The sequence below is a fragment of the Paenibacillus sp. EB106-06-01-XG199 genome (assembly GCF_058791575.1).
In genome coordinates, this window is the sequence record NZ_JBYTDQ010000003.1 from 50,652 (window position 1) to 76,036 (window position 25,385).

General features: G+C 50.8%; 30 protein-coding genes. All 30 read right to left on the reverse strand.

What is annotated here, in order from left to right; translation table 11 throughout:
• Window positions 1–72: 72 nt before the first annotated feature.
• The 30 genes from AC3WT9_RS11010 to AC3WT9_RS11155 all read right to left on the reverse strand — a co-directional run bounded on the left by AC3WT9_RS11010 (window position 73) and on the right by AC3WT9_RS11155 (window position 25,116).
• Window positions 73–498 carry a DUF2487 family protein gene (locus AC3WT9_RS11010; protein ID WP_341094482.1) on the reverse strand — a complete coding sequence of 142 codons (426 nt, stop codon included), beginning with the start codon at window positions 496–498 and terminating at the stop codon, window positions 73–75.
• 129 nt (window positions 499–627) lie between these two features.
• Complete coding sequence (locus AC3WT9_RS11015; RefSeq protein WP_341094484.1) at window positions 628–807, reverse strand: IDEAL domain-containing protein; 180 nt, start codon at window positions 805–807, stop codon at window positions 628–630.
• An 18-nt stretch (window positions 808–825) separates the two neighbouring features.
• Window positions 826–1,332: a gamma carbonic anhydrase family protein gene (locus AC3WT9_RS11020; RefSeq protein ID WP_341094486.1), complete on the reverse strand. Its 507-nt coding sequence runs from the start codon at window positions 1,330–1,332 to the stop codon at window positions 826–828.
• An 11-nt stretch (window positions 1,333–1,343) separates the two neighbouring features.
• A complete protein-coding gene (locus AC3WT9_RS11025) occupies window positions 1,344–2,432 on the reverse strand; it encodes a hypothetical protein (RefSeq protein WP_341094489.1) in 1,089 nt (362 codons plus the stop codon).
• A gap of 90 nt (window positions 2,433–2,522) precedes the next feature.
• A complete protein-coding gene (locus tag AC3WT9_RS11030; protein ID WP_341097725.1) occupies window positions 2,523–3,110 on the reverse strand; it encodes a histidine phosphatase family protein in 588 nt (195 codons plus the stop codon).
• A 157-nt stretch (window positions 3,111–3,267) separates the two neighbouring features.
• Window positions 3,268–3,861, reverse strand: a complete 594-nt coding sequence (locus AC3WT9_RS11035; protein ID WP_341094491.1) for an anti-sigma factor — start codon at window positions 3,859–3,861, stop codon at window positions 3,268–3,270.
• A gap of 5 nt (window positions 3,862–3,866) precedes the next feature.
• Window positions 3,867–4,454, reverse strand: coding sequence for an RNA polymerase sigma factor (locus tag AC3WT9_RS11040; protein ID WP_038594474.1), 588 nt, complete (start codon window positions 4,452–4,454; stop codon window positions 3,867–3,869).
• A gap of 756 nt (window positions 4,455–5,210) precedes the next feature.
• The gene (locus tag AC3WT9_RS11045) at window positions 5,211–6,305 is read right to left on the reverse strand and encodes a prephenate dehydrogenase (protein ID WP_341094493.1); all 1,095 of its coding nucleotides are present in this window, start codon (window positions 6,303–6,305) and stop codon (window positions 5,211–5,213) included.
• Window positions 6,306–6,354: 49 nt separating this feature from the next.
• Window positions 6,355–7,452: a histidinol-phosphate transaminase gene (hisC, locus tag AC3WT9_RS11050; RefSeq protein WP_341379138.1), complete on the reverse strand. Its 1,098-nt coding sequence runs from the start codon at window positions 7,450–7,452 to the stop codon at window positions 6,355–6,357.
• Between the two features lie 57 nt (window positions 7,453–7,509).
• Window positions 7,510–8,331, reverse strand: coding sequence for a tryptophan synthase subunit alpha (trpA, locus tag AC3WT9_RS11055; protein ID WP_341094498.1), 822 nt, complete (start codon window positions 8,329–8,331; stop codon window positions 7,510–7,512).
• Window positions 8,328–9,527: a tryptophan synthase subunit beta gene (gene trpB / locus AC3WT9_RS11060; protein WP_341094499.1), complete on the reverse strand. Its 1,200-nt coding sequence runs from the start codon at window positions 9,525–9,527 to the stop codon at window positions 8,328–8,330. The genes trpA and trpB overlap by 4 nt, the downstream gene beginning before the upstream one ends.
• Window positions 9,524–10,201 carry a phosphoribosylanthranilate isomerase gene (locus tag AC3WT9_RS11065; RefSeq protein ID WP_341094501.1) on the reverse strand — a complete coding sequence of 226 codons (678 nt, stop codon included), beginning with the start codon at window positions 10,199–10,201 and terminating at the stop codon, window positions 9,524–9,526. Before AC3WT9_RS11065 ends, trpB begins: the two co-directional genes overlap by 4 nt.
• Window positions 10,194–11,024 carry an indole-3-glycerol phosphate synthase TrpC gene (trpC, locus tag AC3WT9_RS11070; RefSeq protein WP_341094503.1) on the reverse strand — a complete coding sequence of 277 codons (831 nt, stop codon included), beginning with the start codon at window positions 11,022–11,024 and terminating at the stop codon, window positions 10,194–10,196. The genes AC3WT9_RS11065 and trpC overlap by 8 nt, the downstream gene beginning before the upstream one ends.
• Complete coding sequence (trpD, locus tag AC3WT9_RS11075) at window positions 11,014–12,054, reverse strand: anthranilate phosphoribosyltransferase (RefSeq protein ID WP_341379139.1); 1,041 nt, start codon at window positions 12,052–12,054, stop codon at window positions 11,014–11,016. The genes trpC and trpD overlap by 11 nt, the downstream gene beginning before the upstream one ends.
• Before the next feature lie 264 nt (window positions 12,055–12,318).
• Window positions 12,319–13,872 (reverse strand): anthranilate synthase component I, encoded by a 1,554-nt coding sequence (gene trpE / locus AC3WT9_RS11080; protein ID WP_341379140.1) that lies wholly within the window; start codon window positions 13,870–13,872, stop codon window positions 12,319–12,321.
• A 342-nt stretch (window positions 13,873–14,214) separates the two neighbouring features.
• The gene (gene aroH / locus AC3WT9_RS11085) at window positions 14,215–14,586 is read right to left on the reverse strand and encodes a chorismate mutase (protein WP_341094509.1); all 372 of its coding nucleotides are present in this window, start codon (window positions 14,584–14,586) and stop codon (window positions 14,215–14,217) included.
• Window positions 14,580–15,683: a 3-dehydroquinate synthase gene (aroB, locus tag AC3WT9_RS11090; protein ID WP_341094511.1), complete on the reverse strand. Its 1,104-nt coding sequence runs from the start codon at window positions 15,681–15,683 to the stop codon at window positions 14,580–14,582. The genes aroH and aroB overlap by 7 nt, the downstream gene beginning before the upstream one ends.
• Before the next feature lie 2 nt (window positions 15,684–15,685).
• Window positions 15,686–16,855 (reverse strand): chorismate synthase, encoded by a 1,170-nt coding sequence (gene aroC / locus AC3WT9_RS11095; protein WP_038594501.1) that lies wholly within the window; start codon window positions 16,853–16,855, stop codon window positions 15,686–15,688.
• A gap of 198 nt (window positions 16,856–17,053) precedes the next feature.
• Window positions 17,054–17,215, reverse strand: a complete 162-nt coding sequence (locus AC3WT9_RS11100; protein WP_179091700.1) for a hypothetical protein — start codon at window positions 17,213–17,215, stop codon at window positions 17,054–17,056.
• Between the two features lie 98 nt (window positions 17,216–17,313).
• Window positions 17,314–18,114: a CheR family methyltransferase gene (locus AC3WT9_RS11105; protein ID WP_341094513.1), complete on the reverse strand. Its 801-nt coding sequence runs from the start codon at window positions 18,112–18,114 to the stop codon at window positions 17,314–17,316.
• A 27-nt stretch (window positions 18,115–18,141) separates the two neighbouring features.
• Window positions 18,142–18,585 (reverse strand): nucleoside-diphosphate kinase, encoded by a 444-nt coding sequence (gene ndk / locus AC3WT9_RS11110; protein ID WP_076109858.1) that lies wholly within the window; start codon window positions 18,583–18,585, stop codon window positions 18,142–18,144.
• 122 nt (window positions 18,586–18,707) lie between these two features.
• The gene (locus tag AC3WT9_RS11115; protein WP_341379142.1) at window positions 18,708–19,676 is read right to left on the reverse strand and encodes a polyprenyl synthetase family protein; all 969 of its coding nucleotides are present in this window, start codon (window positions 19,674–19,676) and stop codon (window positions 18,708–18,710) included.
• Window positions 19,673–20,533, reverse strand: a complete 861-nt coding sequence (locus tag AC3WT9_RS11120) for a menaquinone biosynthetic enzyme MqnA/MqnD family protein (RefSeq protein ID WP_341094517.1) — start codon at window positions 20,531–20,533, stop codon at window positions 19,673–19,675. Before AC3WT9_RS11120 ends, AC3WT9_RS11115 begins: the two co-directional genes overlap by 4 nt.
• Window positions 20,534–20,536: 3 nt before the next feature.
• Window positions 20,537–21,139 (reverse strand): UbiX family flavin prenyltransferase, encoded by a 603-nt coding sequence (locus AC3WT9_RS11125; protein WP_341094518.1) that lies wholly within the window; start codon window positions 21,137–21,139, stop codon window positions 20,537–20,539.
• Entirely contained in the window at window positions 21,136–22,011 is an 876-nt protein-coding gene (locus tag AC3WT9_RS11130) for a UbiA-like polyprenyltransferase (protein ID WP_341094520.1), read from the reverse strand. Before AC3WT9_RS11130 ends, AC3WT9_RS11125 begins: the two co-directional genes overlap by 4 nt.
• Window positions 22,004–22,756, reverse strand: a complete 753-nt coding sequence (locus tag AC3WT9_RS11135; protein ID WP_341094522.1) for a demethylmenaquinone methyltransferase — start codon at window positions 22,754–22,756, stop codon at window positions 22,004–22,006. Before AC3WT9_RS11135 ends, AC3WT9_RS11130 begins: the two co-directional genes overlap by 8 nt.
• 3 nt (window positions 22,757–22,759) lie before the next feature.
• On the reverse strand, window positions 22,760–23,629 hold the full coding sequence (locus tag AC3WT9_RS11140; protein ID WP_492407589.1) for a heptaprenyl diphosphate synthase component 1: 870 nt from the start codon (window positions 23,627–23,629) through the stop codon (window positions 22,760–22,762).
• A gap of 114 nt (window positions 23,630–23,743) precedes the next feature.
• Window positions 23,744–24,283, reverse strand: a complete 540-nt coding sequence (locus AC3WT9_RS11145; protein ID WP_341094527.1) for a hypothetical protein — start codon at window positions 24,281–24,283, stop codon at window positions 23,744–23,746.
• A 107-nt stretch (window positions 24,284–24,390) separates the two neighbouring features.
• Complete coding sequence (gene mtrB, locus AC3WT9_RS11150) at window positions 24,391–24,639, reverse strand: trp RNA-binding attenuation protein MtrB (RefSeq protein ID WP_038594522.1); 249 nt, start codon at window positions 24,637–24,639, stop codon at window positions 24,391–24,393.
• A gap of 204 nt (window positions 24,640–24,843) precedes the next feature.
• Entirely contained in the window at window positions 24,844–25,116 is a 273-nt protein-coding gene (locus AC3WT9_RS11155; RefSeq protein ID WP_019909963.1) for an HU family DNA-binding protein, read from the reverse strand.
• Between the last annotated feature and the right edge of the window lie 269 nt (window positions 25,117–25,385).

Below are 25,385 nucleotides of genomic sequence, written 5' to 3' on the forward strand. Positions count from 1 at the left end.
AATATTGTCTAAATTGTGACAGGCATATTGGGGTGCTTTTCTATAAATTGTTGATTTTTTGTCACATTTAACTCATTTATCTTCTTGCCACATCTGCTCAATTTTCCTCCCTATCTGACTCTTAAAGGACATTATCCGGGACGCGTCAAATCCAGTCAGGGAAAGGAATAAATCGCTTTCAACAATTTCGTTGGACAACAGTTCCAAATCGGATGAAGCCACAATGACATATTGGAAGTGACTGGATTTGACTTTTCGGCAAATCTCATTTACGTATTGAGAACTGTCACCTGAGCTGTACTGAATTGCCGGGTAGGTTACAATGCGCCCTTGAAAGGGTTGTTCAATACAGTCCAGCAAATCACGCAACCGTTCAAGTGCCTCTGCCGCCTCCGGCGGACTCTCCGTACCCTTCAGGCCAGTAAACGGAATCAGGCAGGTATCGAAGTATTTGCAGTTTGCCTCCCAGCTGCTTTTGTCAAAATCACTAAATTTCATTACTGTTCATTCCCCTCAACCTGAAATGTTCAAACATTTTTGACAACCATTTCTCCTTGCTTTCTCGAAGACACTGCTAAATCCCTCTTTTACAGGAAAACAAAAAAAGAAATGCGCCAAGCGCATCTCTTATGCCAAACTTTTCAGTTCTTCAGTCAGATACCGGAAAGCCGTTTTATCTCCGGCCGCCAGCGCTGTGTCAATCTCCCGGTACAAGATGTCGGTACGACGCTTTCGCAGCGCTTCATCCCACACCATTTCTGCCGCAAGCCCTAGCATCACTTCATAGGTAGCCTTCATTTTGTCCATTCGATACACCTCCGCTGTTTAGAAGTTTCCATATTCCTTCGCCTTGTTCACATAACTCTCGCTGGTTCGTGACATTCTCAGTAAGTCCTGCTCGGTCAATTCACGGACCACTTTGGCGGGGGTACCCAAGGAAAGGGTGTACGGCGGGATCACTTTGTTTTCGGTTACAAGAGATCCGGCTCCTATTAAAGCATATTCACCAATCTCTGCTCCGTTCAACACAATCGCACCCATTCCGACTAATGTGCCTCTGCCTATCCTGCAACCATGAATGATTGCGGAGTGCCCTACCGATATGTCATCCCCCAGTATCAGCGGCAAATTCTCCGCCACATGGCCTACAACCCCATCTTGAATGTTGCAGCCTTTTCCAATAATGACTGGAGCAAGATCGCCCCGAAGCACCGCATTGAACCAAATACTTGAATACTGTCCTACACTCACATTCCCTACCAGCTTAGCCCCTTCTGCCACGTAAACAGATTCATCGAGCTGCGGTATGTAATTCCCATAAGCAATCCGCATTTTCCTCCCCCTTACTTCGGCAGTCGCTTCGGAGTAGCAGCTTCTGTCCCCCATGGCGTCATTTGGACTACCGGACCTTCAGGTGTCTCCCCAAGCCGGATCATTCCAAGATGCAGCATCATCCGCAAAATACGCTGTTCCAGGATCGATGCGGCATCATCATAATAAAACGGTTTGATCAGCCAGCCCAATCCCTCCACTAAGGAAGAAACGCTCACCCACTCTTCCGCACTTACGCTAATCCAGTATACGAGCGATGGAAGATTAGGAACAGCACCTTTATAGAGTTTTAACCAAAAGGTGAATAACTGCATCAGTCTTTCTGATTTTCCTTCCGCAAGCAGCGTCTCACCTGCCGAGGTCAACTTCAAACGGTAACCTTCTTCCGAAATATAGCGGCGGTGCCTCGCATAATCATACAGAAGCGCCATTCTTGGCGGATAATGCTCGCATGCTCTGCCGTAACCGAATCTCCAGCCCCCCTTGCCCAGCAGCGGCTCAGGAACTTGGATCGCGTTCATTACGCCCTGCTGATAACGTTTATAGAGGGCACCCTCCTGGTTCAGCTCCAGCTCATTGTCCATCACATAACGCAGGAACATCAGCAGATCGCCCGCCAGCAGGTCACCTTCCCCGCGGTATACCGCTGGCTCGCTGCTCCGGACCACATGTTCCTTGATATGCTGGCCCATCCTCTCGCGGAAACGGTTCTTCAGATCCTCCGGCACCTGAAAGAGGTATCTGCTCTGCTGTGAGGCGCCGCTGAAGAGCCATCCGCCGCTTTTGAACCGGCTGACCATCTCACGGTAACCGCCGGTTTTGCCGGCAGGTGCATCAAAGCAGGCCTGCCTCGCGGCAGCCAGCAAATCTTCAAGACTGAATTTGCTGCGTTCGTCGAACAACAGTGTGTTGAGAAACCGCAGTTCCTCCGGGGTGCAATCCCGGATATGAGTCTCCATGAAATCGCGGCTTCCTAGCGTGATCAGTATACTCTGAATCAAATCATGTTTAGAATTTCGTTTGCAATCGCACTGGTAGCGCCCCGCAATGGCGGTAAGCTGACCAATGTCTGCGTAAGTGAGCATATCCGCCAGATTCATCTTTTATCGCCTCACCGTTTTACTACCATTATGGGAAATACAGCCCTTTTTATTCCTTATTACGCAAAAAAAATAACCCGAGGCTTCGGGTTAACGCTGATTTTGCAAGATATGACGTGTACAATTGTATAACAGCGGACTCCATTCCAGTTCCTTCTTCTCCAGAATGGTCAGCGACAGATTGCCAAGACGTTCTGTGTACTTGTCCTTATAAAGCGCGGTGTACAGCTGAGCCAGAAAGCCGCCGTGGGAAATTACCAGCACATTGCTCTCCGGGTAACGGGCCGATAGATCCTCCAGAAAAGCCAGACCGCGTACCTGCAGCTGTTCATCCGTTTCTTGACCCAGCGACAGCAGGTTCCACTCTTTGCCCCACTTCTCCTCCCGCTGCATGGCAGTCATGCCTTCCACCTGCCCATAGGCACGCTCACGGATCCGGTGATCGGGTTCAAGCAGTGGAATGTCCAGCTTGGCAGCTACGATCTTCCCTGTCTCCGCTGCACGGGAAAGACTGCTGGTAATGCAGTAGTCCCAGCGGTAAGGTTCCTGCAGAAGCCTGTCTCCCAGCATCTCAGCCTGCCTCCGGCCCTCATCGTTAAGCGGAATATCACTTTGCCCCTGTATCTTTCCTTCCGCATTCCAATCGGTCAGCCCATGGCGTACTAAGCCGATAAGCATTGCCATCACCCTTCCCCTCCTTTATGTTTGCTTAATAATGTATCATGAATGAAAACAAATGTCTTCTTTTCGAAAGATTATTATGCCTTTTCGCTCTTCCTGCACGGAAACAAGACAACAAAAAAAGCCCGCTTTACTTGGTAGTAAAGGGAGCCCCTCATTGTCTGCGGTAACGGTTCAACCGGATGAGCAAAAATATCGATAAGCCTACCCCTAGCATGGACAGCATCATCCAATATTGTGGATGGGTTGGCCCCATACTTACTACAAGCGGCTCGATAATGCCGCCTTCTGATTCAAGAACAGGATAAGCCGGTGACCATCCTAGTGAAAGGCCGGCCACACCCGTATCCACAATTCCGCTTTGCGCTGTGGTTGTGTTATGGGATGTCTTAAACATAGTGAAATATAGGAAGCTCGATAGAAACACTGCCAGAAAGCAGGCAATCCAAAGGCTTATCCGGCGGCGGAAAACTGTAGAATTACCGGCAGATTTCCCGTCCCCGGGCATCAGCCAGGGACTCTCGAGATAAATCCGCTCCATAACCCTGAGGTTTATAGCTTCCGCACGTTCTTCGCTGACTTCTACCTTCGCCTCAAGCATAAGCTCACTGCTCTCCTGCCACAATGCCCACTCGGAGGCGCAGTACGGGCAACTTGCAATATGCCTCTCAAGTTCAATCCGCTTGGGGTCGGTGGGGGGAGCGTCCCACAATAGCGGAATGAAATCTTGCGCTTCCCTGCAGTTCATTGGCCTTACACCCTCTCAGCCTGCTCTTCAAGTTCAGGCTCATAGAAATAGGACTCGAGCTGGAGCTTCACACTGCTCCTGGCACGGAACAATAATGATTTCACGGAGCTGACACTCTGATCCAAAATAATGGCGATTTCCTGATAATCCATTTGATCATATTCACGCAGAATGAGTGCAGAACGCTGCTTCTCCGGTAGATTATTGATCGCTTCACGGACCAGCATCATCCGTTCCTTACGAAGTGCCGCTTGCTCCGGCGCTACCTCCGGCGGAGCTACAGGAGTATAGCCGCTTTCCTCAAGAGATACATTGCCTGCACGATTCTTGCGAAGCTCACTCAGCACCGTATTGCGGGCGATTGTATACAGCCATGTTGAGAATGAAGCATCCACTTCACGGAAGGAATGCAAGCTGCGGAACGCCTTATAAAAGGTCTCCGAGCAGAGATCTTCAGCAATCAGCTCCATATGGGAATTCTTAAGCATATGATAGACAAAAGCCAATATTTTTCGTTGGTATCTTCGCATCAGTTCCGAGTATAATTCTGTGTTTCCTTGCTTAATAAGCTGGATCAACTGGGAATCCGTCATGGTGAGTTCGGCCCTCCTCGCCCTTGCACGTTTAATCCCGGCCGGTCTGTAACTACTTATACCGGTCGGGGCTTAAAAAGTTGCGCTATTACGCTAAATTTGTACCGTTTTATGAAATACTTCCTATGTATATTCAAATACCCGGTAAAAAAGGCATGCCACATGTAAATACAGAAATAAATACGCATCTTTACAGGTTTCCTTACATCCCGCACGGCTCTTTTTTGATGATTATGGAAAGGAATCTATTAACATACTTAACCCAGTATAGCATAGATTCTAACAGGATGACATTAATAGACTCGAGGCAACAATACACTATTTTACATTTAGGATATTAAGTCGAATCCTGCTTCATTCCAAAGCCTGCCATCTGTGCACATAAAAAGTCATCGAAACGCTCTTTCTTATCAATTCCGAATGGCCTGACCTGCGATTTGGAAAATAAAGTTTAAATAAAGTGTTGACAAAATGTAAACGGATACATATAATAAAAGTACAGTATGGTTTCTCTCCACTCCTATCCAAACACTGCACAATTCCAATTCATTGTGAATTGTAGCCGCTTACTTTGTAAGCGGTCTTTTTTTGTCCATTTTCAGGCAGAGGTGCGCTGTAACCTAAAACAAACAGGGTTTTGACTTCGAAGTTTACTCAGTTAATTTGCGTGGAGTCCGATAACTTACTACAATTTATATAGCGTGAAGCATATAAATTCCTATATTTTTAAAAAAGCCGGGGCATTCGCCCCGGCTTCTACACATATACCGTATAATCGTTGTGCTGCAGCAGAATCTTAGCCCGCTCCATGTCATTCTCTTGACGGAAAGACAGCCGCATAATGCCGGGAACGTCTTCACGGCTTTCAATAATCTGCACATTGCTAAGGTTGATACCCTGATCCCCCAGCTCCGTAGCGATTCGCCCGATAATACCCGGATGATCGGGAACATCAATATGGAGATCGAACAATGGCGTAATCATTCCTTTGCGGCGCTCCGGCAGCTGGCTGCGGAAGCCGTTAGCTTCGCTGAAAGCCTCCTCAATGCCTTCTCCGTCCGCCGTCTCCAGCAATTGGATAAATGAAGATACCTCCTGATTCCAATCCTTCAGCAAGCGCAGCATCACCGTACGGTTGTTAAGCAGAATATCGCGCCAGATGATCGGATCGCTGGAAGCAATCCGTGTGATATCGCGGAAACCGCCTGCAGCCAAAGTACTGTACAGGGAATCCGTATTATCATAGGCGTGAATCTGATTCACAAGCGCGACGGCAATAATATGCGGAAGATGGCTGATCGCACCGACGATTTCATCGTGGCGTTCAGGATCGAGCCGGACAATCTGCGCTCTTGTATGTAATAGCAAGGATTCAAGTGCATGATATGCTTCTTCCGGCACTCCCGGCGGAGGCGTCAGCACATAATAGGCATTCTCAAACAGCAGTGAGGAGGCTGCTTCCACACCGGAGCGTTCGGAACCGGCCATGGGATGCCCGCCTATGAAATGCACATCAGGAAAGTCCAGTGAAACCGCGCAGGCGGCAATGCTGGCCTTGGTGCTGCCGACATCCGTAATGATGCAGCCGGGTTTCAGCGGAAGCTTGCTTAACTGCTGCAAATAATCCTCCAGCATGCCTACAGGCACGCATAGAAAAATAAAATCGGCGTCCAGCGCCGCTTCTTCAACAGAAAGTGTTGCCTGATCGACAACACCTCTGCTGACATATTTAATTGCGGATTCAGGACGATGGGCATGGCCTACGACGGTCAGGCCCTTCTTGCCTTTGAAGCAAAGGGCCAGTGAGCCTCCGATCAGACCGACACCGAAAATGGCTATTTTTGTCGTCATGTTCTTTGTACTACCTGCCTTCTATAGGTATCGTCTTGTCTGTTACAGGTTACACCTGTACCTTCTGATCTTTAAGGACCCGCTCCAAAGCGGCGATAAAAGCCTTGTTCTGCTCTGTCGACCCGACAGTAACACGGATATAAGTCGGGTAAAGCCTGTGGCCTGCTCTTACAATGATGCCTTGGCGCAGCAAGGCGTCGAATACTTCGGTTGCAGGCTTGCGTACATCTACCATAATGAAATTACCGTGTGCCGGGAAAAAGTCCAGGCTCAGGCGTTTGAATTCTCCCTGAAGCTGAATGATGCCCGCGCTGTTGAGACGGCGGCATTCCTGCACATAATCCTGGTCAGCCAGTGCAGCCAAGGCGCCAGCCTGGGCTAGACGGGAGGTGTTGAAAGGTTCCCGAACCTGATTAATCAGCTTGATAATCTGCGGACTTGCAACACCATAGCCGATGCGGAGTGCAGCCAACCCATAAATCTTGGAGAAGGTGCGCAGCACAACCAGATTCGGATACTTAGCGAGCAGCTTAATTCCGTCGGAATAGGAAAGGTCTGTTACGTATTCGGAGTAGGCTTCATCGAGCACCACCATTACATTCGCAGGAACCGCGTTCAGGAAAGTGACCAGCGCCTCTTCAGGCACAATCGTACCGGTTGGATTATTGGGATTACAGATCCAGATCACCTTTGTCCGTTCCGTCACTGCAGCCAGCATCGCGTCAAGATCATGTGTACCGTTTGCCAGAGGCACTTCTATCGAAACAGCACCTTCGATATCGGCATTGCTCTTGTATACGGAGAAGGTCTGATCTGCCATAATTGTCTCGTCACCCGGCAGGAAAAAGGCACGTGTAATCAAGGCGATGATTTCATCGGAGCCGCAGCCGAATATGATATTGTCGTTCTCCACGCCAAGGTGGCTTGCCAGTGCGCTTGTCAAATCAGCGGCCGCGCCATCAGGATACAGAAAAAGATTGTCCAGATCGGCAATAATAGCAGCTTTTGCGCTCGGCGAAGGTCCATAGGGGTTCTCATTGGACGCCAGTTTAATGACCTCGCTTAAGCCCAGTTCTTTCTTAACCTCATCAATAGGTTTGCCTGGCTTGTAGACAGGGAGGTTGATAATATTTGGTTTCGGATTCATTTATGTTCCTCGCTCTCCATGGGTAAGATAGCTGCTCTCAGATCTGTTAGCAGACCGTTATGGTCTTAATTGTGCCACAAATTCACGAATTTGCAACAGTCCTTGGCTGCGGGTATCCGGATTGTCCAGCAGCGGAATCACATCCTCCACCTTGCGGACAATGGCACTGCCTACGACCACACCGTCGCAAATGCGGGCAAACCGTGCCACCTGCTCGCCCGTCGAGATGCCAAATCCAACAGCTACCGGCAAGTCTGTTGCCCGGCGTACGGATTCAATAAAGTCATCCACTCCGGTATGAAACGACGATCTTTCGCCTGTCACACCAAGGGAGGAGACACAATAGACAAAACCGCTGGCACCGGAGACAATTTTGGCAATCCGCTCACTGGAGGTCGGCGCGACAAGCGGTATCAGATTCACACCAGCCTCACGGCTACGCAGGCGCATCTCCCCGGACTCCTCCACAGGCAGATCGGGAATGATCAGGCCGCTGATTTCGTGGGTCTCAAGCTCTGCAAAAAAGGTGTCCAAGCCCATCTGCATAACCGGATTATAATAGGTGAACAAAATGAACGGAAGCTCGCTTCCCGCCTGTCGGGCCTTCAGTGCCGTTTCCATACAGGTTCGAAGGTTAATGCTGCCTCGCAGCGCTCTAGCCGATGCCCGCTGGATCACCGGACCATCCGCGAGCGGGTCGGAGTAAGGAACGCCCAGCTCCAGAATATCTGCACCCGCTGCCTCCAGTTCGGCAATGATATCAAGCGTGGTCTTCAGATCCGGATCGCCTACCGTTAGAAAAGGAATCAAGGCCGTCCGGCCGGCCTCTTTAAGCTGCCGGAAGGTCAAATCCATCCGGTTTGTCGTGTCCGTTGTCATTGCTTACCCGCTCCTTCCGTATAGGCCATTATAGATTCCACGTCTTTGTCGCCGCGCCCGGACAGACAGATGACTACAATATCATCCTTGGTGAGCGTGGGTCCGATCTTAGCAACATGCGCCAAAGCGTGGGCCGACTCCAGAGCCGGAATAATGCCTTCAGTCATACACAGCAGCTTCAAAGCTTCAAGCGCTTCCTCATCCGTAACCGGCACGTATCGGGCACGCTCTATGTCTTTGAGGTAGGAATGCTCAGGGCCAACTCCCGGATAATCCAATCCGGCAGAGATGGAATGCGCCTCTGTAACCTGTCCATGTTCATCCTGCAGCAGATAGCTCAGGGAGCCTTGAAATACTCCATGGGTTCCCTTGCTCATTGTCGCAGCATGAAAAGGGGTATCGATCCCCTTGCCTGCAGCCTCTACTCCGATCATGCCGACATTCTCATCCTCCATGAACGGATAGAACATACCGATTGCATTGCTTCCTCCGCCTACGGCAGCAACCAGCAGATCCGGCAGCCTGCCTTCGGCCTCCAGAATCTGGCGGCGGGTCTCATCGCCGATAATCCGCTGGAAGTTGCGGACCATCATCGGATAAGGATGCGGCCCAACTGCAGAGCCTAAGATATAAAAGGTATCTTCAACATTGCTGACCCAGTAGCGCAGCGCTTCATTCCCTGCATCCTTGAGCGTCCGTGATCCGGAAGTCACCGGTATAACCTCTGCCCCCAGCAGCTTCATACGGAAAACGTTAAGCGCTTGGCGGCGAGTATCCTCCTCCCCCATAAACACCTTGCACTCCATCCCAAGGAGCGCTGCCACCGTAGCCGTAGCTACGCCATGCTGGCCTGCACCTGTCTCGGCAATAACCTTCGTTTTGCCCATCATCTTGGCCAATATTCCCTGACCGATCGCATTGTTGATCTTATGTGCTCCGGTGTGATTCAGGTCTTCACGCTTTAGATAGATCTTAGCCTCACCGATATGTTTACTGAAACGTTCCGCATAATACAGCGGAGTCTCCCGTCCGGAATACTGCTTCAGCAAATAATCTATTTCTTCCTGAAAAGCCGGTTCCCCCGAATACTTGCGGTAGGCTTCCTCCAACTCAATCAGTGCATTCATTAAAGTTTCAGGAACGAAGCGGCCTCCAAAAGAACCAAAACGCCCATTGATGTCCGGTACTTGTATCATGATTGCTTCACCCTCTCCACAAAAGCTGTCATTTTAACAATATCCTTAATTCCGCCGCTCTCCACTCCGCTGGAAACATCCACGCCATCCGGGGCGTAGCCCGTAAGCAATTCACTGACATTCCTCGGCTCCAGACCCCCGGCGATAAATAAAGGCAGCCCATACGCCGCTGCCGCCTGCTGGAAGTGAGGAATACGTGCCCAATCAAATGTCCGGCCTGAACCGCCGCCCTGCGGATCATAAGTATCCAGCAGCAATGCATCCACCACACCGGCATAGCTTTCCAGGCTACTATAGCTATCCGAAGCTTGTTCCGTATCACGGCTGACCACAGAAAGAGCCTTCCAGACCTGTACCTGCGGAAACGCCAGCTTAACCTCACGGCAGAATTCCGCACTTTCCTGCCCATGCAGCTGTATCACACCCAGTGGAACTGCGTTCATGATTTCCCGAAGCTCTGCCAGTTCAGGGTTCACAAACACACCTGCGGCTTCCGGAGCCTTGTCTGCCTGCCAGTCCGCAAGCTGCGCGGCAAGCACTGCTGCCTGCTCCGAGGTTATTCTGCGGCGGCTGGGAGCAAAGACAAAACCGACATAATCCAGTGGTAATCGCTTCATAGATTTTAGCACTTCAACGTCCTGAAGTCCACAGATTTTTACCATTGTCTCACTCATGCACGGCACGGCCTTTCCCTGCCTGCACCGGACCCAGCAGCTCATTCACCGCCTGCTCCACGTTCTGCTTACGCATTAAATATTCTCCAACCAACACGCCAAGGGCGCCGGTTGTGCTCAGATAATCTATATCGCCGGGCCCGGCAATTCCACTCTCACTAATCACTGGCACTCCCTTAGGTGCAAGCGTGGCCAGCTCTGCTGTAGTCGCAAGCGAGGTCTCAAAGGTATGCAGGTTGCGGTTATTGATTCCCAGCAGCACATTCGGATGTGCCGCTTTGCCGGTCTCCAGTAGCATTTCCAGTTCATTGCGGTCATGAATCTCAATAAGTACGTCCATTCCCAGTGAGGAAGCCAACTCTGTGAAGTTAGCAAGCCGGTTCGGGTCCAGAATAGCCGCGATCAGCAGGATGGCATCCGCTCCCAGCAGACGCGCCTCATAAATCTGTTTCTCGTCGATAATAAAATCCTTGCGCAGCAGTGGAAGACTTACCGCCTTTCTAACCTGCTGCAGGTATAAACCGCTGCCCTGAAAATACTCGCTGTCCGTAAGAACGGATAAGCAGTCAGCACCTCCCGCCTCATAGCCTTGCGCTATGGAAACCGGGTCAAAATCCGCCCGGATCAGACCTTTGGACGGGGAAGCCTTCTTTACTTCCGCAATCAGCCCCATCTCTCTGTTCCGCCGCTTCGTGAGCGCATCACGGAATCCTTTTGTGGACGGCAGCCCGGAAATTTCAAGTTCAGCCTGAGCCAGCGAAAAAGTCGCGGCCAGCGCCTCTACCTCTTTGATTTTGGTGGCAACAATCCGTTCAAGATACATAATCAAGCTCCTTCGTCATGACTTTCAGCTGCTCCAGCTTGAGCAGTGCCGCGCCTGAATCTACTACTTCTCTTGCTTTCTCTACGCCATCTCTCAATGTATCCGCCAATCCGGCGACATAGATACAAGCACCTGCATTGACCAATACAATATCACGGTAAGGATTAACTTCTCCGGCCAACACGGCGGTGATAATCGCTGCATTTTCAGCTGCATCTCCGCCAAGCACATCTTCCAGCGGATGTCTGCTGAGGCCCATTTCCTCTGGAGTCACTTCATAGGTAAACACAGCCCCGTCTTTCAGCTCGGATACCTGTGTAGGTGCCGAAATACTGATTTCATCGAGACCATCCAGACTGCTTACAATCATCGCCCGCTTGGAGCCGAGCTCCTTCAGCACATTCGCAACTGTTTCCGTCTTGTTGCGGTCATAAATGCCCATCAGCTGCCGGTCGGCTCCCGCTGGATTGGTCAGCGGTCCAAGCATGTTGAATACGGTCCGGACGCCGAGCTCACGGCGGGGTGCAGCGGCATGCTTCATGGATGGATGATAGATTTGTGCGAACAGGAAGCAGATACCGATGCTGTCCAGGCACTGCCGGGCCTGCTCCGCATTCAGATGAATGTTGACGCCCAGCGCTTCCAGCACATCAGCGCTGCCCGCTCTGCCGGAAGCAGAACGGTTGCCGTGCTTGGCGACCCGGACCGAAGCGGCTGCGGATATGATCGCCGAGGCCGTAGAAATGTTGAATTTATGGATTCCGGAACCGCCGGTTCCGCAGGTATCCAGCAGCCGGGTGCGCTCCGTAAGCACTGGAGTGCCGAAACCGCGCATGGCTTCAGCGAAACCGGTAATCTCCTCCACCGTTTCCCCCTTGATCCGCAATGCGGTCAGCAAGGCGCCTATTTGCGCCGGCGATGCCGATCCCTCCATTATTGTTCCCATAAGCTCACGAGCCTCTGTGCGGGTTAGATCCCTGCCCTCGATCAGTCCGGCAATTCCTGATTGCATCAATTGACTTGCTTCCATAGTTCTTTTCCTCCTAAAAGTTTTATGGAGCATTCTCTGCTCTGCTCATCTTCGTAATAAAACTCGCTTCGTAAGCATTCGCTTAAGTTTTGTGAGCATATGCAGCCTGAACCCGCGTCGAACAAAACTGACACCGGAAGCATACGCTAAAAGTTTTATGGAGCATTCTCTGCTCTGCTCATCTTCGTAGTAAAACTCGCTTCGTAAGCATTCACTAGGTTTTATGGAGCATTCTCTGCTCTGCTCATCTCTGCTATTCCCTGGTTAAGGGGTATATTCGTACATGTAATCCTGGTTGATTACCTGTTTTTCTTTCACCTCAGCCGGGAACATCGCTTCCGCCATGCGGATCGCCTTCAGCATCCCTTTTGCCTTGTTGAGGGTCTCCTCATATTCCTTCTCCGGAACAGAATCCCAGACAATGCCCGCCCCGGCCTGCACATAAGCCCGGCCCTTGCGGAAGATAATGGTGCGGATCGTAATGCAGGAATCCATATTTCCGGAAAATCCGAGATAACCGATGGCTCCGGCATACGCGCCTCTTGCTTCGCGTTCCAGCTCCGAGATAATCTCCATAGCCCGCAGCTTCGGTGCTCCGGAAACGGTGCCGGCAGGAAGGCAGGACAGGAAGGCGTCGAAGAAATCCTTGTTCTCGTCAAGCGTTCCGGATACGTTCGAAACCATGTGCATCACATGGGAGTATTTTTCAATTTCCATGAAGGAATCGCATTTGACGGTGCCGAACTTGGAGACCCGGCCCAAATCATTGCGCCCCAGATCGACCAGCATCAGATGTTCTGCCCGTTCCTTCTCATCATGCAGCAGTTCCTCAGCCAGTTCCCGGTCCTGTGCTTCATTCTCGCCCCTAGGACGGGTTCCGGCAATCGGGCGGGTCTTAACCCGGTCACCGTCCACCTTCACCAGCGCTTCGGGAGAAGTGCCGACAATGATCTCTTCATCCATCTTCAGATAATACATGTACGGCGAAGGGTTCAATGTGCGCAGCATCCGGTACACATGGAGTGGCGATACTTCCGTTTCTATGTGCAGCCGCTGTGACAGCACCACCTGAAAAATATCCCCGGCCCGGATGTACTCCTTGGCCTGCTCCACATTGCCGATATATTGCTCCTTCGTCAGGTTGGAGTGGATTTGGCCCAGCTCGATATCCTGCGGTATGCTGCGCCGGTTGACGTTTTCCTTCGGTCCTTCCTTCTGCAGCTCTTCAGCCATAACCTCCAGCTTGCGGCTAAGCTCTTCATAGCCTGCGCGGATGTCCGAGTCCGTATCTCCGTCCTTGATGTGCAGATTGCCGACAAGCAGGATTTGCTGCTTCACATGATCAAAGACAATGATCCGGTCGCAGAACATAAAGCGGATGTCGTCCATATTAAGATCATCTACGGCATGTGCCGACAGCTTCTCGTAATACTGCAGCAGATCATAGCCGAAGAATCCGATGGCTCCGCCTGTAAAGGGAGGCATTTCTTCCAGCTTCGGGCTGCGGTAAGAGCGGAGCAGCGCTTTAAGCTCCTCGACCGGCTTGCCCAAGAGCCGTTTTTTCTCTCCGCCGACTTCAACGTGAATGATGCCTTTTTTGCCGGAGATCATGAGGAACGGATCACTGCCGATAAAGGAATAACGGGCCCATTGAATGCCGCCCTCTACACTTTCCAGCAAAAATGCACGATCCTGTTCGGCAAAACGCTGGAACAGCCGGATCGGCGTCTCCATGTCGGCAAGCAGCCGCTTTACGACCGGAATTAAGTTATACTCCCGGGACAACGCCACTACTTCTTCGACTCTTGGGTTCGTCATTTGAAAACCCTCCTTGGGATCTGATATTATGTCCGAAATACAGAAAAACCTCTACCGAAGTAGAGGTTTGTATAAGTGTAAGTATGTGAAAAAGCGCTCAGGACCGGCATTATGAGCCATATATGCGGATATCTCCTATGTGGGAATAGACGGGTAGCGCTGTGAAACTCTACACCAAAATAATCCCAGAAGGGAATCACAAATAAATGGATTGCCTATACGAACTAAATCCTGCACTCAACTCAGCTATACTCATCTCATCTAAACTAAACTCTGCTTCACTCGGCTAACTCCACTATACATGATGATGGAGGTCATTGACAACCCCGCATCTGCAAATTATTACTTGCTCTGTGATAGATCCGGGCGAAGCTTCTGGGCTTCGTTCAGATACACATGGCGGATATCCCGCTGCGATTTATCGGTGTTGACCTGCACCATGAGGCGGATGCACTGTGGCAGGCTCCCCTTGACCGGGATTTCGACGGAACACATGAGCGGCACCATCTCCCAGCCTTCAATCTCACGGATCGCCCTTGCCGGGAAGGTAGCATCCAGATCAGCAGTCATCGTAATCCATACGCTGCAAATATCCTCTGCAATCACGTCATTGCGTTCGACGATTTCCCGCAACAGTACAACCGTTTCACGCAGGATCTCGTTTTCCTCGTTTTTCGCTACGGTTGTTGCACCGCGTATCCCCCGGTTTACCATGGGCTTTCCTCCTTCTTAAGCTGCGCTATAACCTCACGAACAGATGATTGCTGCACATCATTGACAATACTGACCGAACCTATGGAATCTGGCACGATAAAGGTCATTTTGCCTTCTTTGAATTTCTTATCATGCATCATCGCCGCCATCAGTTCATCCTCACCATATTGCGCCGGCAGTCTTACCGGCAAGGCGAGCGCCGACAGCATAGATACCGTGTCTTCATAAATGGACTTATCTTTGCCCAGTTTGGCCGCTAAAAGAGCCGATCCGGCCATTCCGATGGCAATCGCTTCCCCGTGCAGGAATACACCGTAACCCCCCACTGCCTCGATCGCATGCCCAATGGTATGACCAAGGTTCAGTATGGCCCGTTGTCCATGCTCACGCTCATCATTGCCGATTACGGCGGCTTTGATCGCACAGCCCCGCTCGAGCGCATAACCAAGCGCTTCTACGTTCAACTCAAGCAGTTCTGCCGCATGATCACGGCACCAGTAGGCAAAATCCCTGTCCAGAATCAGGCCGTGTTTTACAACCTCGGCCAGCCCTGAAGAAATCTGGCGCAGCGGAAGGGTACGGAGCGTGTCCAGATCATACAGCACCATAGACGGCTGATAGAAGGCGCCGATCATATTTTTGGCTAGCGGATGATTAACAGCCACCTTCCCGCCGACACTGCTGTCATGGGCAAGGATGGTTGTCGGAATCTGCAGGAAGCCGATACCGCGCATGTAAGAAGCGGCCACAAAACCCGCCAGGTCACCGACCACACCGCCACCGAGTGCCAATACCGCCGAGCTGCGGTCCAAACCAGCCTGAATGGCTGTTGTGATAACCTCTTCATATACGGCCAGAGATTTGGAAGCCTCCCCGGCAGGGATAATATGGCTTACGACCGTATATCCCTGAGTCTGCAAGGAGCTTTCCACCGTGGCCAGAAAATGTGGGGCAACTTCACTGTCACTGACAACCAGCAGCGGACTGCGCAGTGGAAATCCGGCTTCCTGGCAGCGTTCACCGATACCCTGAAGCAAACCGCTGCCGATATGGATCGGATAAGAACGTTCTCCCAATTCTACAGTAATACTGCGCATAATCAGTAGCTCTCCAGTTGGGACAAGTAATTATTATAGTTGGCTCTGATTTCTTCCAGGGAATCGCCGCCGAATTTATCCAGGAATGCCTTCGCGATCTCCCAAGCCACGACATTCTCCAGCACAACACAAGCTGCCGGAACAGCGCAGGCATCCGAACGCTCCACCTGCGCGGTGAAAGGCTCTTTGGTATCAATATCAACGCTTTGCAGCGGTTTGTAAAGTGTAGGTATCGGCTTCATCACTCCGCGGACAACAACCGGCATTCCGTTCGTCATGCCACCCTCAAAGCCGCCCAGCCGGTTGCTTGCCCGGTAGTAACCTCGTGAGGCTTCATACATAATTTCATCATGGACCTGTGAGCCGCGCAGTTCACCTGCCTCGAAACCAATACCGATTTCAACACCCTTGAAGGCATTGATCGACATTACCGCTCCAGCGATAGCTGCATCCAGCTTACGGTCATATTGCACATAGCTTCCAAGACCGGTAGGCAATCCTTCAACGACGCATTCCACGATTCCACCGATGGAGTCGCCTTCCTCCTTGATCTTGTCTATGTAAGCCTCCATCTTCTGTTCGGTCTCTTTATCAACAACTCTCACAGAAGAGGCTTCGGTCAGCTCGATCAGTTCATCAATCGGAAGATTGTTGGCCGGCGCTTCAATCTCGCCGATCCGGATAACCTGTCCGGCAATCTTCACTCCGAAAGCGGCCAGCAGCTGCCGGGCCACAGCGCCTACGGCTACTCTTGCTGCCGTTTCACGGGCGCTGGAGCGTTCCAGCACATTCCGCAGGTCGGTAAGATTATATTTCAGTCCGCCGTTCAAATCCGCATGCCCTGGACGCGGCCGGTTTACCCGCCGCTTCTCTTCGTCGCTGCCGGGAATCGGTTCGATATTCATAATGTTCTTCCAGTGTGTCCAGTCCTTGTTCTCTACTACCAGCGCTACAGGAGCTCCTGTCGTAGAGCCATGGCGTACACCGCCGACAATCTGTGCGGTATCTTTCTCGATTTGCATCCGGCGGCCACGGCCGTAGCCCTTCTGGCGCCGCTGCAATTGAAAATTGAGCTCTTCGAAATTAAGTGTCAAATTGCTGGGCAGTCCTTCAATAATTGCTGTAAGCTGGGGGCCGTGCGTTTCCCCCGCTGTTAAATAGCGTAAACTCATGCTGCGTTCCCCCTTCACACTTTTAAACTGTAAACCGCTAAAATCTTAAATGTCTTTGCTCATTATAGTATAGGGAATCCGCTTTGACAAGAAAGGGATGGCCTCTAATCAGGTGCCCCGCATCCATAAAAGAACAGCGCCGCCATACTCTTCCGAGTAAAGCGGCGCTGCAGAGCGTCCGGGGTCAAGAGCCTCTAATCAGCCCCCGATCCTCCGGTTTGACGGAGGTAATGTCGTCTTGCTCTCCTCAAGCTGCAGCAGGCTTTGCAGCTGCAGCTCCTCAATGCCTAGAATCTGCCCGCATTCGCGGACGGTAAGGAAGCCGCGTCTGTACGCGGCAATGACCTTGCTTTTGTCCATCTGGATTTACGACCTTTCGCATAGCGTACGGGTATCTACTACTCAGTATCACTGAAAAGAAGCGAAAGTATACGTTTACCAGATCGGGCGGTACAGCACTATTTCTTCCGGTAGAAGAACGTTTCCGTCGATTCAAAGCCATACTGCGCAGGTGTAAAGATTTGCTCCGTACTGCCCACGAACAAATATCCGCCCGGGCGCAGACTGTCCGAGAACTTATGATAGAGCTTATTCTTAGCCTCTTCTGTGAAATAGATCATCACATTCCGGCAAATGATCAGGTCAAACCCTTCGTCAAACTTATCAAGCAGCAGGTTCTGCTTGCGGAAATCAATACTTTTTTTGAGTGACTCGCTGACCTTGAACACCGGTCCCTCCGGCGCGAAATAACGGGCGGCTACATCTTTTGGCACGTCCTTTAAGGATCGTTCCAAGTAGAGGCCCTGCTTTGCTTTGGCCAGAGCGCCATCATCGATGTCAGTAGCCAGAATACCGGTCTGGGAAAGAAGATTTTTGTCGGATAAAATCATCGCCAGCGTATAGGGCTCTTCCCCGGTAGAGCAGGCGGCACTCCATAGCTTTAACCGGCGCCCCGAGCGCTGCAAATCAGGCAGAATGACATCCCGCAGGACTTCCCATCGGTTCGGATTGCGCCAGAACTCCGAGACATTAATCGTCATCCGGTCCAGAAATTCATAAAATAAAGCCTTGTCCTTCATCATTGCGGCATAAAAATCCTGAAATGAATGATAGCCGTTCTTCATCCGCAGCGTAGTTAAACGCCGTTTCATCTGTGCTTCCTTGTACTGGGCGAGATCGATTCCCGTACTTTGCTTGACGTTATGGATAAACCCGGTGTAATCCGGATCTGCTGCTTCAATCTCTTCACGTTCTGCCATATGACTTCTCCTGCCTCCCGCCTGATGTTACATCCATGCCTGGATGTCTTTGTTGTAGTGAGCCAGTTCATTCGGAGCAAAGAAATTGGCAATTTCACGTTCAGCACTTTCCGGTGAATCCGATCCATGAATAAGGTTAAGCGGTGTATGGCTGGCAAAATCGCCGCGGATTGTACCCGGCAACGCTTCGCCTACCTTGGTCTTCCCTATCAGCAGACGGGACAGCGCCACTACATCATCGCCTTCCCACACCATGGCAAACACAGGACCGGAGGTGATAAAGCCCACAAGTTCAGGAAAGAAATCTTTACCTTCGTGTTCTGCGTAGTGCTTCTTGGCTTGTGCTTCTGTGACAGTAATCAGCTTCGCGGCAATCAGCTTAAATCCTTTGTCCTCCAGGCGGGCGACAATACGCCCGATCAAACCGCGTTGTACTCCGTCCGGCTTGATCATCAGATACGTTTTTTCCATAGAGTCACTCTCCATTTTTATGAATAGGTTAGTACATCGCTGCGAATTCAAGTGGTTTATTTTCTGATATTATCAGAAACCCGGTCATCTGTGAACGCTTATATTTCAAAGAGGAGCGAAGTCTAATAGGCTCTGCCTGTTACAAAAAATGCAATATCCCGCAGATTGCGCTTTGTTTTGTTGTTCGGAAGCTCATCCAGCGCCGCCAGTGCTTTGGCTATATAGCGTGAAGCCAGCTCTTCTGCGCGGGCAATACCTTCTCCTGACAGGATCAGATCAATGGCCCGGCCCACACTCCGCTGCCCTTCACGGATAAGCTTCAGCTCCTCCAGCAGCGAATCGCGAAGCCGGTCGTCCTCAAGGCTGTAGATCACGGGAAGTGTAATGTTACCCTGGCGCATATCGCTGCCCGGAGGTTTGCCGATTTGCTTCTCCGTTCCGGAAAGATCGAGCAGATCATCACGGATCTGAAACGCCATACCGACGTTGTATCCGTAATTATAGAGCAGCCGGGCTGTCTCCGGCTCCGCGTCAGCTGCCAGCGCGCCCAGCTGGCAGCTGATCGCGATGAGCAAGGCCGTCTTGCGGCGGATCCGCCGCAAATAGTGGCGCACACTCTGCTCGCTGTTGAAGAAATCACGGATCTGCTCCATTTCTCCGATGGACATTTCAACCATCGCCTTGGAAAGGATTTGGTGGATGCGGGGATTTTTCAACTCCGAAGTCATAACGAGCGCTTTCGCATAAATATAGTCCCCGGTGTACATGGCGATCTTGTCGCCCCACTTCGCTTTGACAGTAAGCTCTCCACGCCGCAGCTCTGCATCGTCGATCACATCATCGTGAACGAGCGAAGCACTATGTATGAGCTCAAGCGGGATAGCTACACGCTTCAGCTTCTCCAGATTATATTGGCCAAATTTGCCGCCCATCAGCACAAATACTGGACGCAGACGTTTGCCGCCCGCCTTCAGCAGATGCAGGGAAGTCTCTGTCAGCAGACCATCATCGCCTTGAACGCTGCGGTACAGCTCTTTTTCGATCAGATCCATATCCTTGTTCAGCAAACCGAATATTTGCATTCGTTTCATTCTTTCACCCGTGTCAGCAGATTGTGGCTCCAAAGCTCCATCTTCACTTCCTGCGGCAGCAGGCCCATTTCATAGGCGTAGCGGAAATAGAGGTTCAGACCTTCCTGCTGCCTTTCCCCAAAGTCATAACATAAATTACGGAAATATCCTTCCCAGTAGGCAGCCGTTCCGCCGATAGCCATGCACGCCTCCCGAATAACTGGCGCGAGTTCGCGGATTCCGCGTCTTTTACTTTCCGCAAAGGCCTCGGCAATTTCGGCAATCGCTTTAGGCTTACTGTTCGCTGCCTCCCGGTTTACCGCCCAGACGGCAAAGGTCATGCTGAGTCCAGTCCACTCATTCCACAGTTCACCCAAATCAGTAACGATGTAGCCCTGATTCTGCCACGAGGCTTTGATCGCATTGTCGCCGATTAAGAGGCAGGCGTCCGACTGATCCATCATGTGATCCAGATCAGGCTCTGCACTGATATATTCCGGTTTGCCATGAACGGCTTTCTCCATCAGAATCTTCAGCAGATTCACCGATGTTGCGGAGGTATTAGTTACGGCAATCCTCGCGTTTCCAAGCTGCTGAACAGGCATCCGGGAGAACAGCAGAATTGATTTGACCGGTCCCTCCGCACTGACGGATAGATCCGGAAGCAGCAGCAGACGGTCACTGGCTGCTGCATAGGCAAAGGAAGATAATGCACCCACATGGATAGTGCCCTCAGCCATGCCCTGATTAAGAATGGCAGGCACTTCACTCACCATCTCTGCAGGATAACTTAACGAAGAGGGGTGAAAATTGTGAAATACCGGCCATGAGTTGGTATAGCTGATTTTACCGATAACGGTATGCTGCGAATTGACCATCCCTCATTCCCCCCATCTGCGAAATAAAGTGTGCTCAATGTTAAAGCTGTCCAGCACCTTGCCCACCATAAAGTTAATCAGATCATCCATGCTGCCCGGGCCAAAATAAAAGGCAGGCATTGCCGGGATCAGCTTGACGCCCAGCCGGGACAGCTTCAGCATATTCTCCAGGTGAATGGCATGCAGCGGTGTCTCCCGGGGGACGAGGACCAAGGGGCGCCCTTCCTTCAGCATGACATCGGCAGCCCTTGTCATCAAATTATCGGAGCTGCCATGCGCCACAGCAGAAAGTGTACCCATGGAGCAAGGCATAATAATCATCCCTTCCGTGCGGAAGGAGCCGCTGGCGATCGATGCCCCGATGTCCTGTACTTTATGATAAAGCAGAGAACCGGGATAGCCGCTGAACTTTTCGTTCAGAAAGCCTTCCCGGTCAGAGGCGGCAAAGCCAAGCTCCTCTTTAAAAACACGCCAGCCCGCATTGCTCACAACGAGATGGACCGTATACCCCAATGAAAGCAGGGTTTCCGTCAGACGAACGCCATAAATGCCTCCGCTCGCTCCGGTAATTCCTACAACGAAATTTTTAGGCTTCTGCTCTGTCATTTGTAAAACTGCACCACCAGGTCAATCAAAGTAAATGAGAACACCACGATGCTCAGCACCCCGTTCATGGTAAAGAACGCAGTCTGCAAGCGGCTTAAGTCACTTGGAGACACAATGTGATGCTCATAAAAAAGAATGATGTAAGCAATCAGCATCCCTGCTACATACCACCAGCTTAAATCAGTGATAAAAAGGAGCGAAACGAATCCGATGCCCGTAAGAAAGTGAAATACCTTCGCAATGTCCAGCGCCCGCGGAACACCAAAGCGAACCGGAATGGAGTAAAGGCCTTCCTTCGTATCAAATTCAACATCCTGGCAGGAATAGATAATATCAAAACCCGCAGTCCAAAACACAATCGTGAAATAAAAGATCATGGCTGTCCAGTCCACAGTGCCCGTGACGGCAACCCAGCCCCCAAGCGGAGCCAAGGCGATGGTTAGCCCGAGTATCAGATGGCAGGCCCAGGTAAATCGCTTCGTGAAGGAATAAAAAACAAGGAGAAAAACAGCGATCGGCAGCAATTTGGCCGACAAGGGATTAAGCTTGAAAGCAGCCCAGAATAGTAAAAAGAATGAGATCCCAATAAAGATAATTACTTCTCCAACCTTCAGCAGCCCTGCGGGAATCGCTCTTCCAGCGGTCCGCGGATTCTTGGCGTCGCTGATCCGGTCAATCAGCCGGTTCAGCCCCATGGCCGCGCTGCGGGCGCCAAACATGGCGATAACAACCCAGCCGATCTGGGCCCAGGAAGGGAGTGTGCCGAACATGACAACTGAACCGAGCAATGCGCCCATAAATGCGAAGGGTAATGCAAAAACAGTATGTTCAAACTTGATCATTTGCAGAAAAACGCCGACTTTTTTAAACATTACAGTTCTCCTTGAGCCCAATATGTAATGCTGCGATGCCGCCGGTCAAGGGATAGGATTCCACTTGCTCAAGACCGGTTTCACGGAAAATCACCGCAAGCTGCTCTCTGTCCGGAAATAGGGCCAATGATTCGGGAAGCCATTTATATTGCTCGTATCTTTTGGCAAACAGTTTCCCAAGGAGCGGAAGTACACGCTGAAAATAAAAATAATAAATGCCTTTGAACGGCTGTTTCATCGGCTTGGAAAGCTCGAGGCAGACAACCATTCCTCCCGGCTTCACTACACGCTTCATTTCGTTCAACACTTGAACGAGATCAGGCACATTGCGAAGTCCGAAGCCTATCGTCGCATAATCAAAGCTGTTGTCACCGAAAGGCAGGTCCATCGCATTGCCCTGGACCAGTGAAATGCGGTCCTGCAGTTTGCGCTCTTCCACCTTGCGGCGGCCTACCTCCAGCATGCCTGCACTGAAGTCAAGCCCGATAACACTTCCGGTCTGGCTGGCATCAGCCAAGGCAATACTCCAGTCACAGGTACCGCAGCACAAGTCTACAGCGGAATCGCCGCGCTTCATGCCCATCTTGCGCATCGTGAACTTTCGCCACGCTTTATGGCGGCGGAAGCTTAGAATATCATTCATCAGGTCATATTTGCCGGCGATGCTCTCAAATACGGAGTGTACAAATTGTTCCTTCGGTTTGATGCCCTGGTCACCCAAAGGTGACGTTTTCTCTATAGTCATTCTCTACCCCTCCACGGCCGCTTGTCCGGAAATTTTCGTCTGCAGGAGAAAGTGGTCAAGCGCGGAGCTAAGCTCGCTGATCAGGTACTCGTCCTTAATGTCTTTCAGCAGTCCCTGTATGGACTGGAGCGACCCATGCAGCTTGTCGGTCAGCAGGGAATCGCATTTATATTTCAGCTTCAGCTTCTTCCAATCCTTCAGATCTAGATTCTGCTCGCCCAGCAGCTGCCGCTCTTCTTCGGTGGCTAATTCCATCACCTTCCAGTAACAATAGCCTTCCCGGGCACTTGCCGGATTACCAGACCGCCGCAGTTCCAGACATAAGGTCTCGCAGTGGCTGAATTCAGCCAGCAGCTTCTCCCACAGCTGGGTGAGCGACTCCTCAATCATCGGTGTAAAAGAAAGGAACAGCCGCATATTGAGCTGTACCGTGTGCCGCAGGTATTGTTCAGCGGAGAGCAGCATCCCCTTCATTTTGCCGTAAAGATGGGCTTTCATCACGTTAAAGTCGGCAATGGCCGTACTTAAGATGCCCACCATCTCAATCTGTTCACGTTTCGCAAGCAAATGGTAAAACCAGCTGCTGAAGTAATCGCCGGCCAGCACCTTGAGCTGACGGGAACGCATCTGGTCTCCCCCCGGTTCTTCAAGGGATATATCGATGCTCTCATGTGTATCAAGACCTAGCTGCACAAGTGCTGTTACCAGAGTATACAACTCACCGTTTTGTGCACCGTCCGGGGTGCCGTGATTCAGAAAAATATATAACAAATGACCACGCCCATCGGAAAACGGCGGTAATTCCGTATGCCGCTGAATCATATCGTAGTCGGTGTAAGGTTTAGCAAGTTGTGGTATGCGGTACGGTTTCATTTCAGCCTCCGAAGCCATTGACGTTATGACAATATCTTTGTTCACAATCTTGTCTATTATATCACATGTTTTTTTGTCACGCACTCTAGGGCGTTCTAGTTTCATTTACCCACATCAGGGATAAATGAACTGCCTTTTCCACAGCTCGCTTTCACGAATACGGAAGCCTTTCTTGAGCGCATCTGGCAGCGGATCATTCCCGGACGCCTCCAGCTTCTGCTGCAGTTGAAGCGACCACTCCATGCGTCTGATATCCCCGGCAAGCAATAGACGGCGGGTGTCCAGCCATTTGTCCTCGGCAACGATGCGCAGGAGCAGCTGATCGACATTCCCCGTGTCTTGGAAAGCAAAGGAGATCGCCTGAGCCATATTCTGATACAGTTCCCTAGGCTCGTGGTTATTGCCTGTTACCTTCAGATCCAGTGACAAGACGCTCTGATCAAAGTCTACGCTATCAATGGACAGGGTAAATGGGATCCCGTTCAGTATATCTACAAGATTATCATTATCGAGAATCGTATTTGCACCGCTGAAGGTTTCCACTACTCCCCGCTGATTCTGCAAGGAAGGTTCGAGCTCCGCCAGCAGCGGCAGAATTACGGCAGAAGCCGTGGTCACGAGCAATACAGTTCCGATTAGCCAGCCCCGGTTCATGACCTGCCCCCTTATCCATAATTTCCGCCTTGCCGTGCGTTTATACGATCCTGCGGACTTGCCTATACTTAGTTATATTTTGAAAAAAAGCAGGCTATGCCTGCTTTTCAGCTTTCGCTCTCCAGTTGTCCGTGTTTGCTCCATATTTCCGCCTTGCCGCGGATTTTCATAGCTGAGGTATGATCGGTGAATTGAGCGATCAGCACCTCGCCTTTGTCCAGCTTCTCTGTGTGGTGGAAGCGCGTATCCAGTCCTCTGGTAAGCCCGATTACCTGAACGCCGTTCTCTTTGGCCTTCACCACGATGTACTCGCTGCCTGACGGTGCAGGGCTAACGCCATTATTCTTCTCGGTCATCTTTGATCCTCCTAAAAGTTTTGTGAGCATCTACTTCCTTGAAATTTCTTCGTACAAAACTAGCTTCGGAAGCATTCACTTAAGTTTTGTGTGAGTATACGCTTTCTCTAAGCAATTGCGGATAAAGATTGCAAAAACAAATGCCGCCTTGGAGGGCGGCATAGTTGTTACTCGGAAGACTATAGGATCGATATGTAGAAATCTCTATTTGATTCCGTCTTTAAGCGCCTTACCGGGTTTGAATGCCGGTACTTTGCTTGAAGGAATTTCGATTTCTTCACCAGTTTGCGGGTTGCGGCCTTTACGTGCGGAACGTTCGCGCACTTCAAAGTTTCCGAATCCAACCAGTTGTACTTTATCGCCGCTTTGCAGAGCACCTGTGATCGCTTCGAAAACGGCATCTACCGCTTTAGTAGCATCTTTCTTGGGAAGTTCAGTTGCTTCTGTTACTACGTTGATCAAATCTGATTTATTCATGTTTTCTCACCTCCCTGGGTAAATTTCCGGTATCATACACTGTTTCCGTTTCAACGCAAAATATACGTGATAATCCCGTTTATTGCTAGATACTGGCGCCCTTCTTCCTAGAAGCGCAACAAACTTATAGTAATACAGCCCACCCATAATTTCAAGGCGTTCCTCAAAAAAGGAGCAGAAAGTATCTACTAAACCCTCAATAAGGCCGAAAATGAGAGACTATTAATGGAAGAAATTCCTATTAACCATAAAGTAGAGAAGCATTTCCG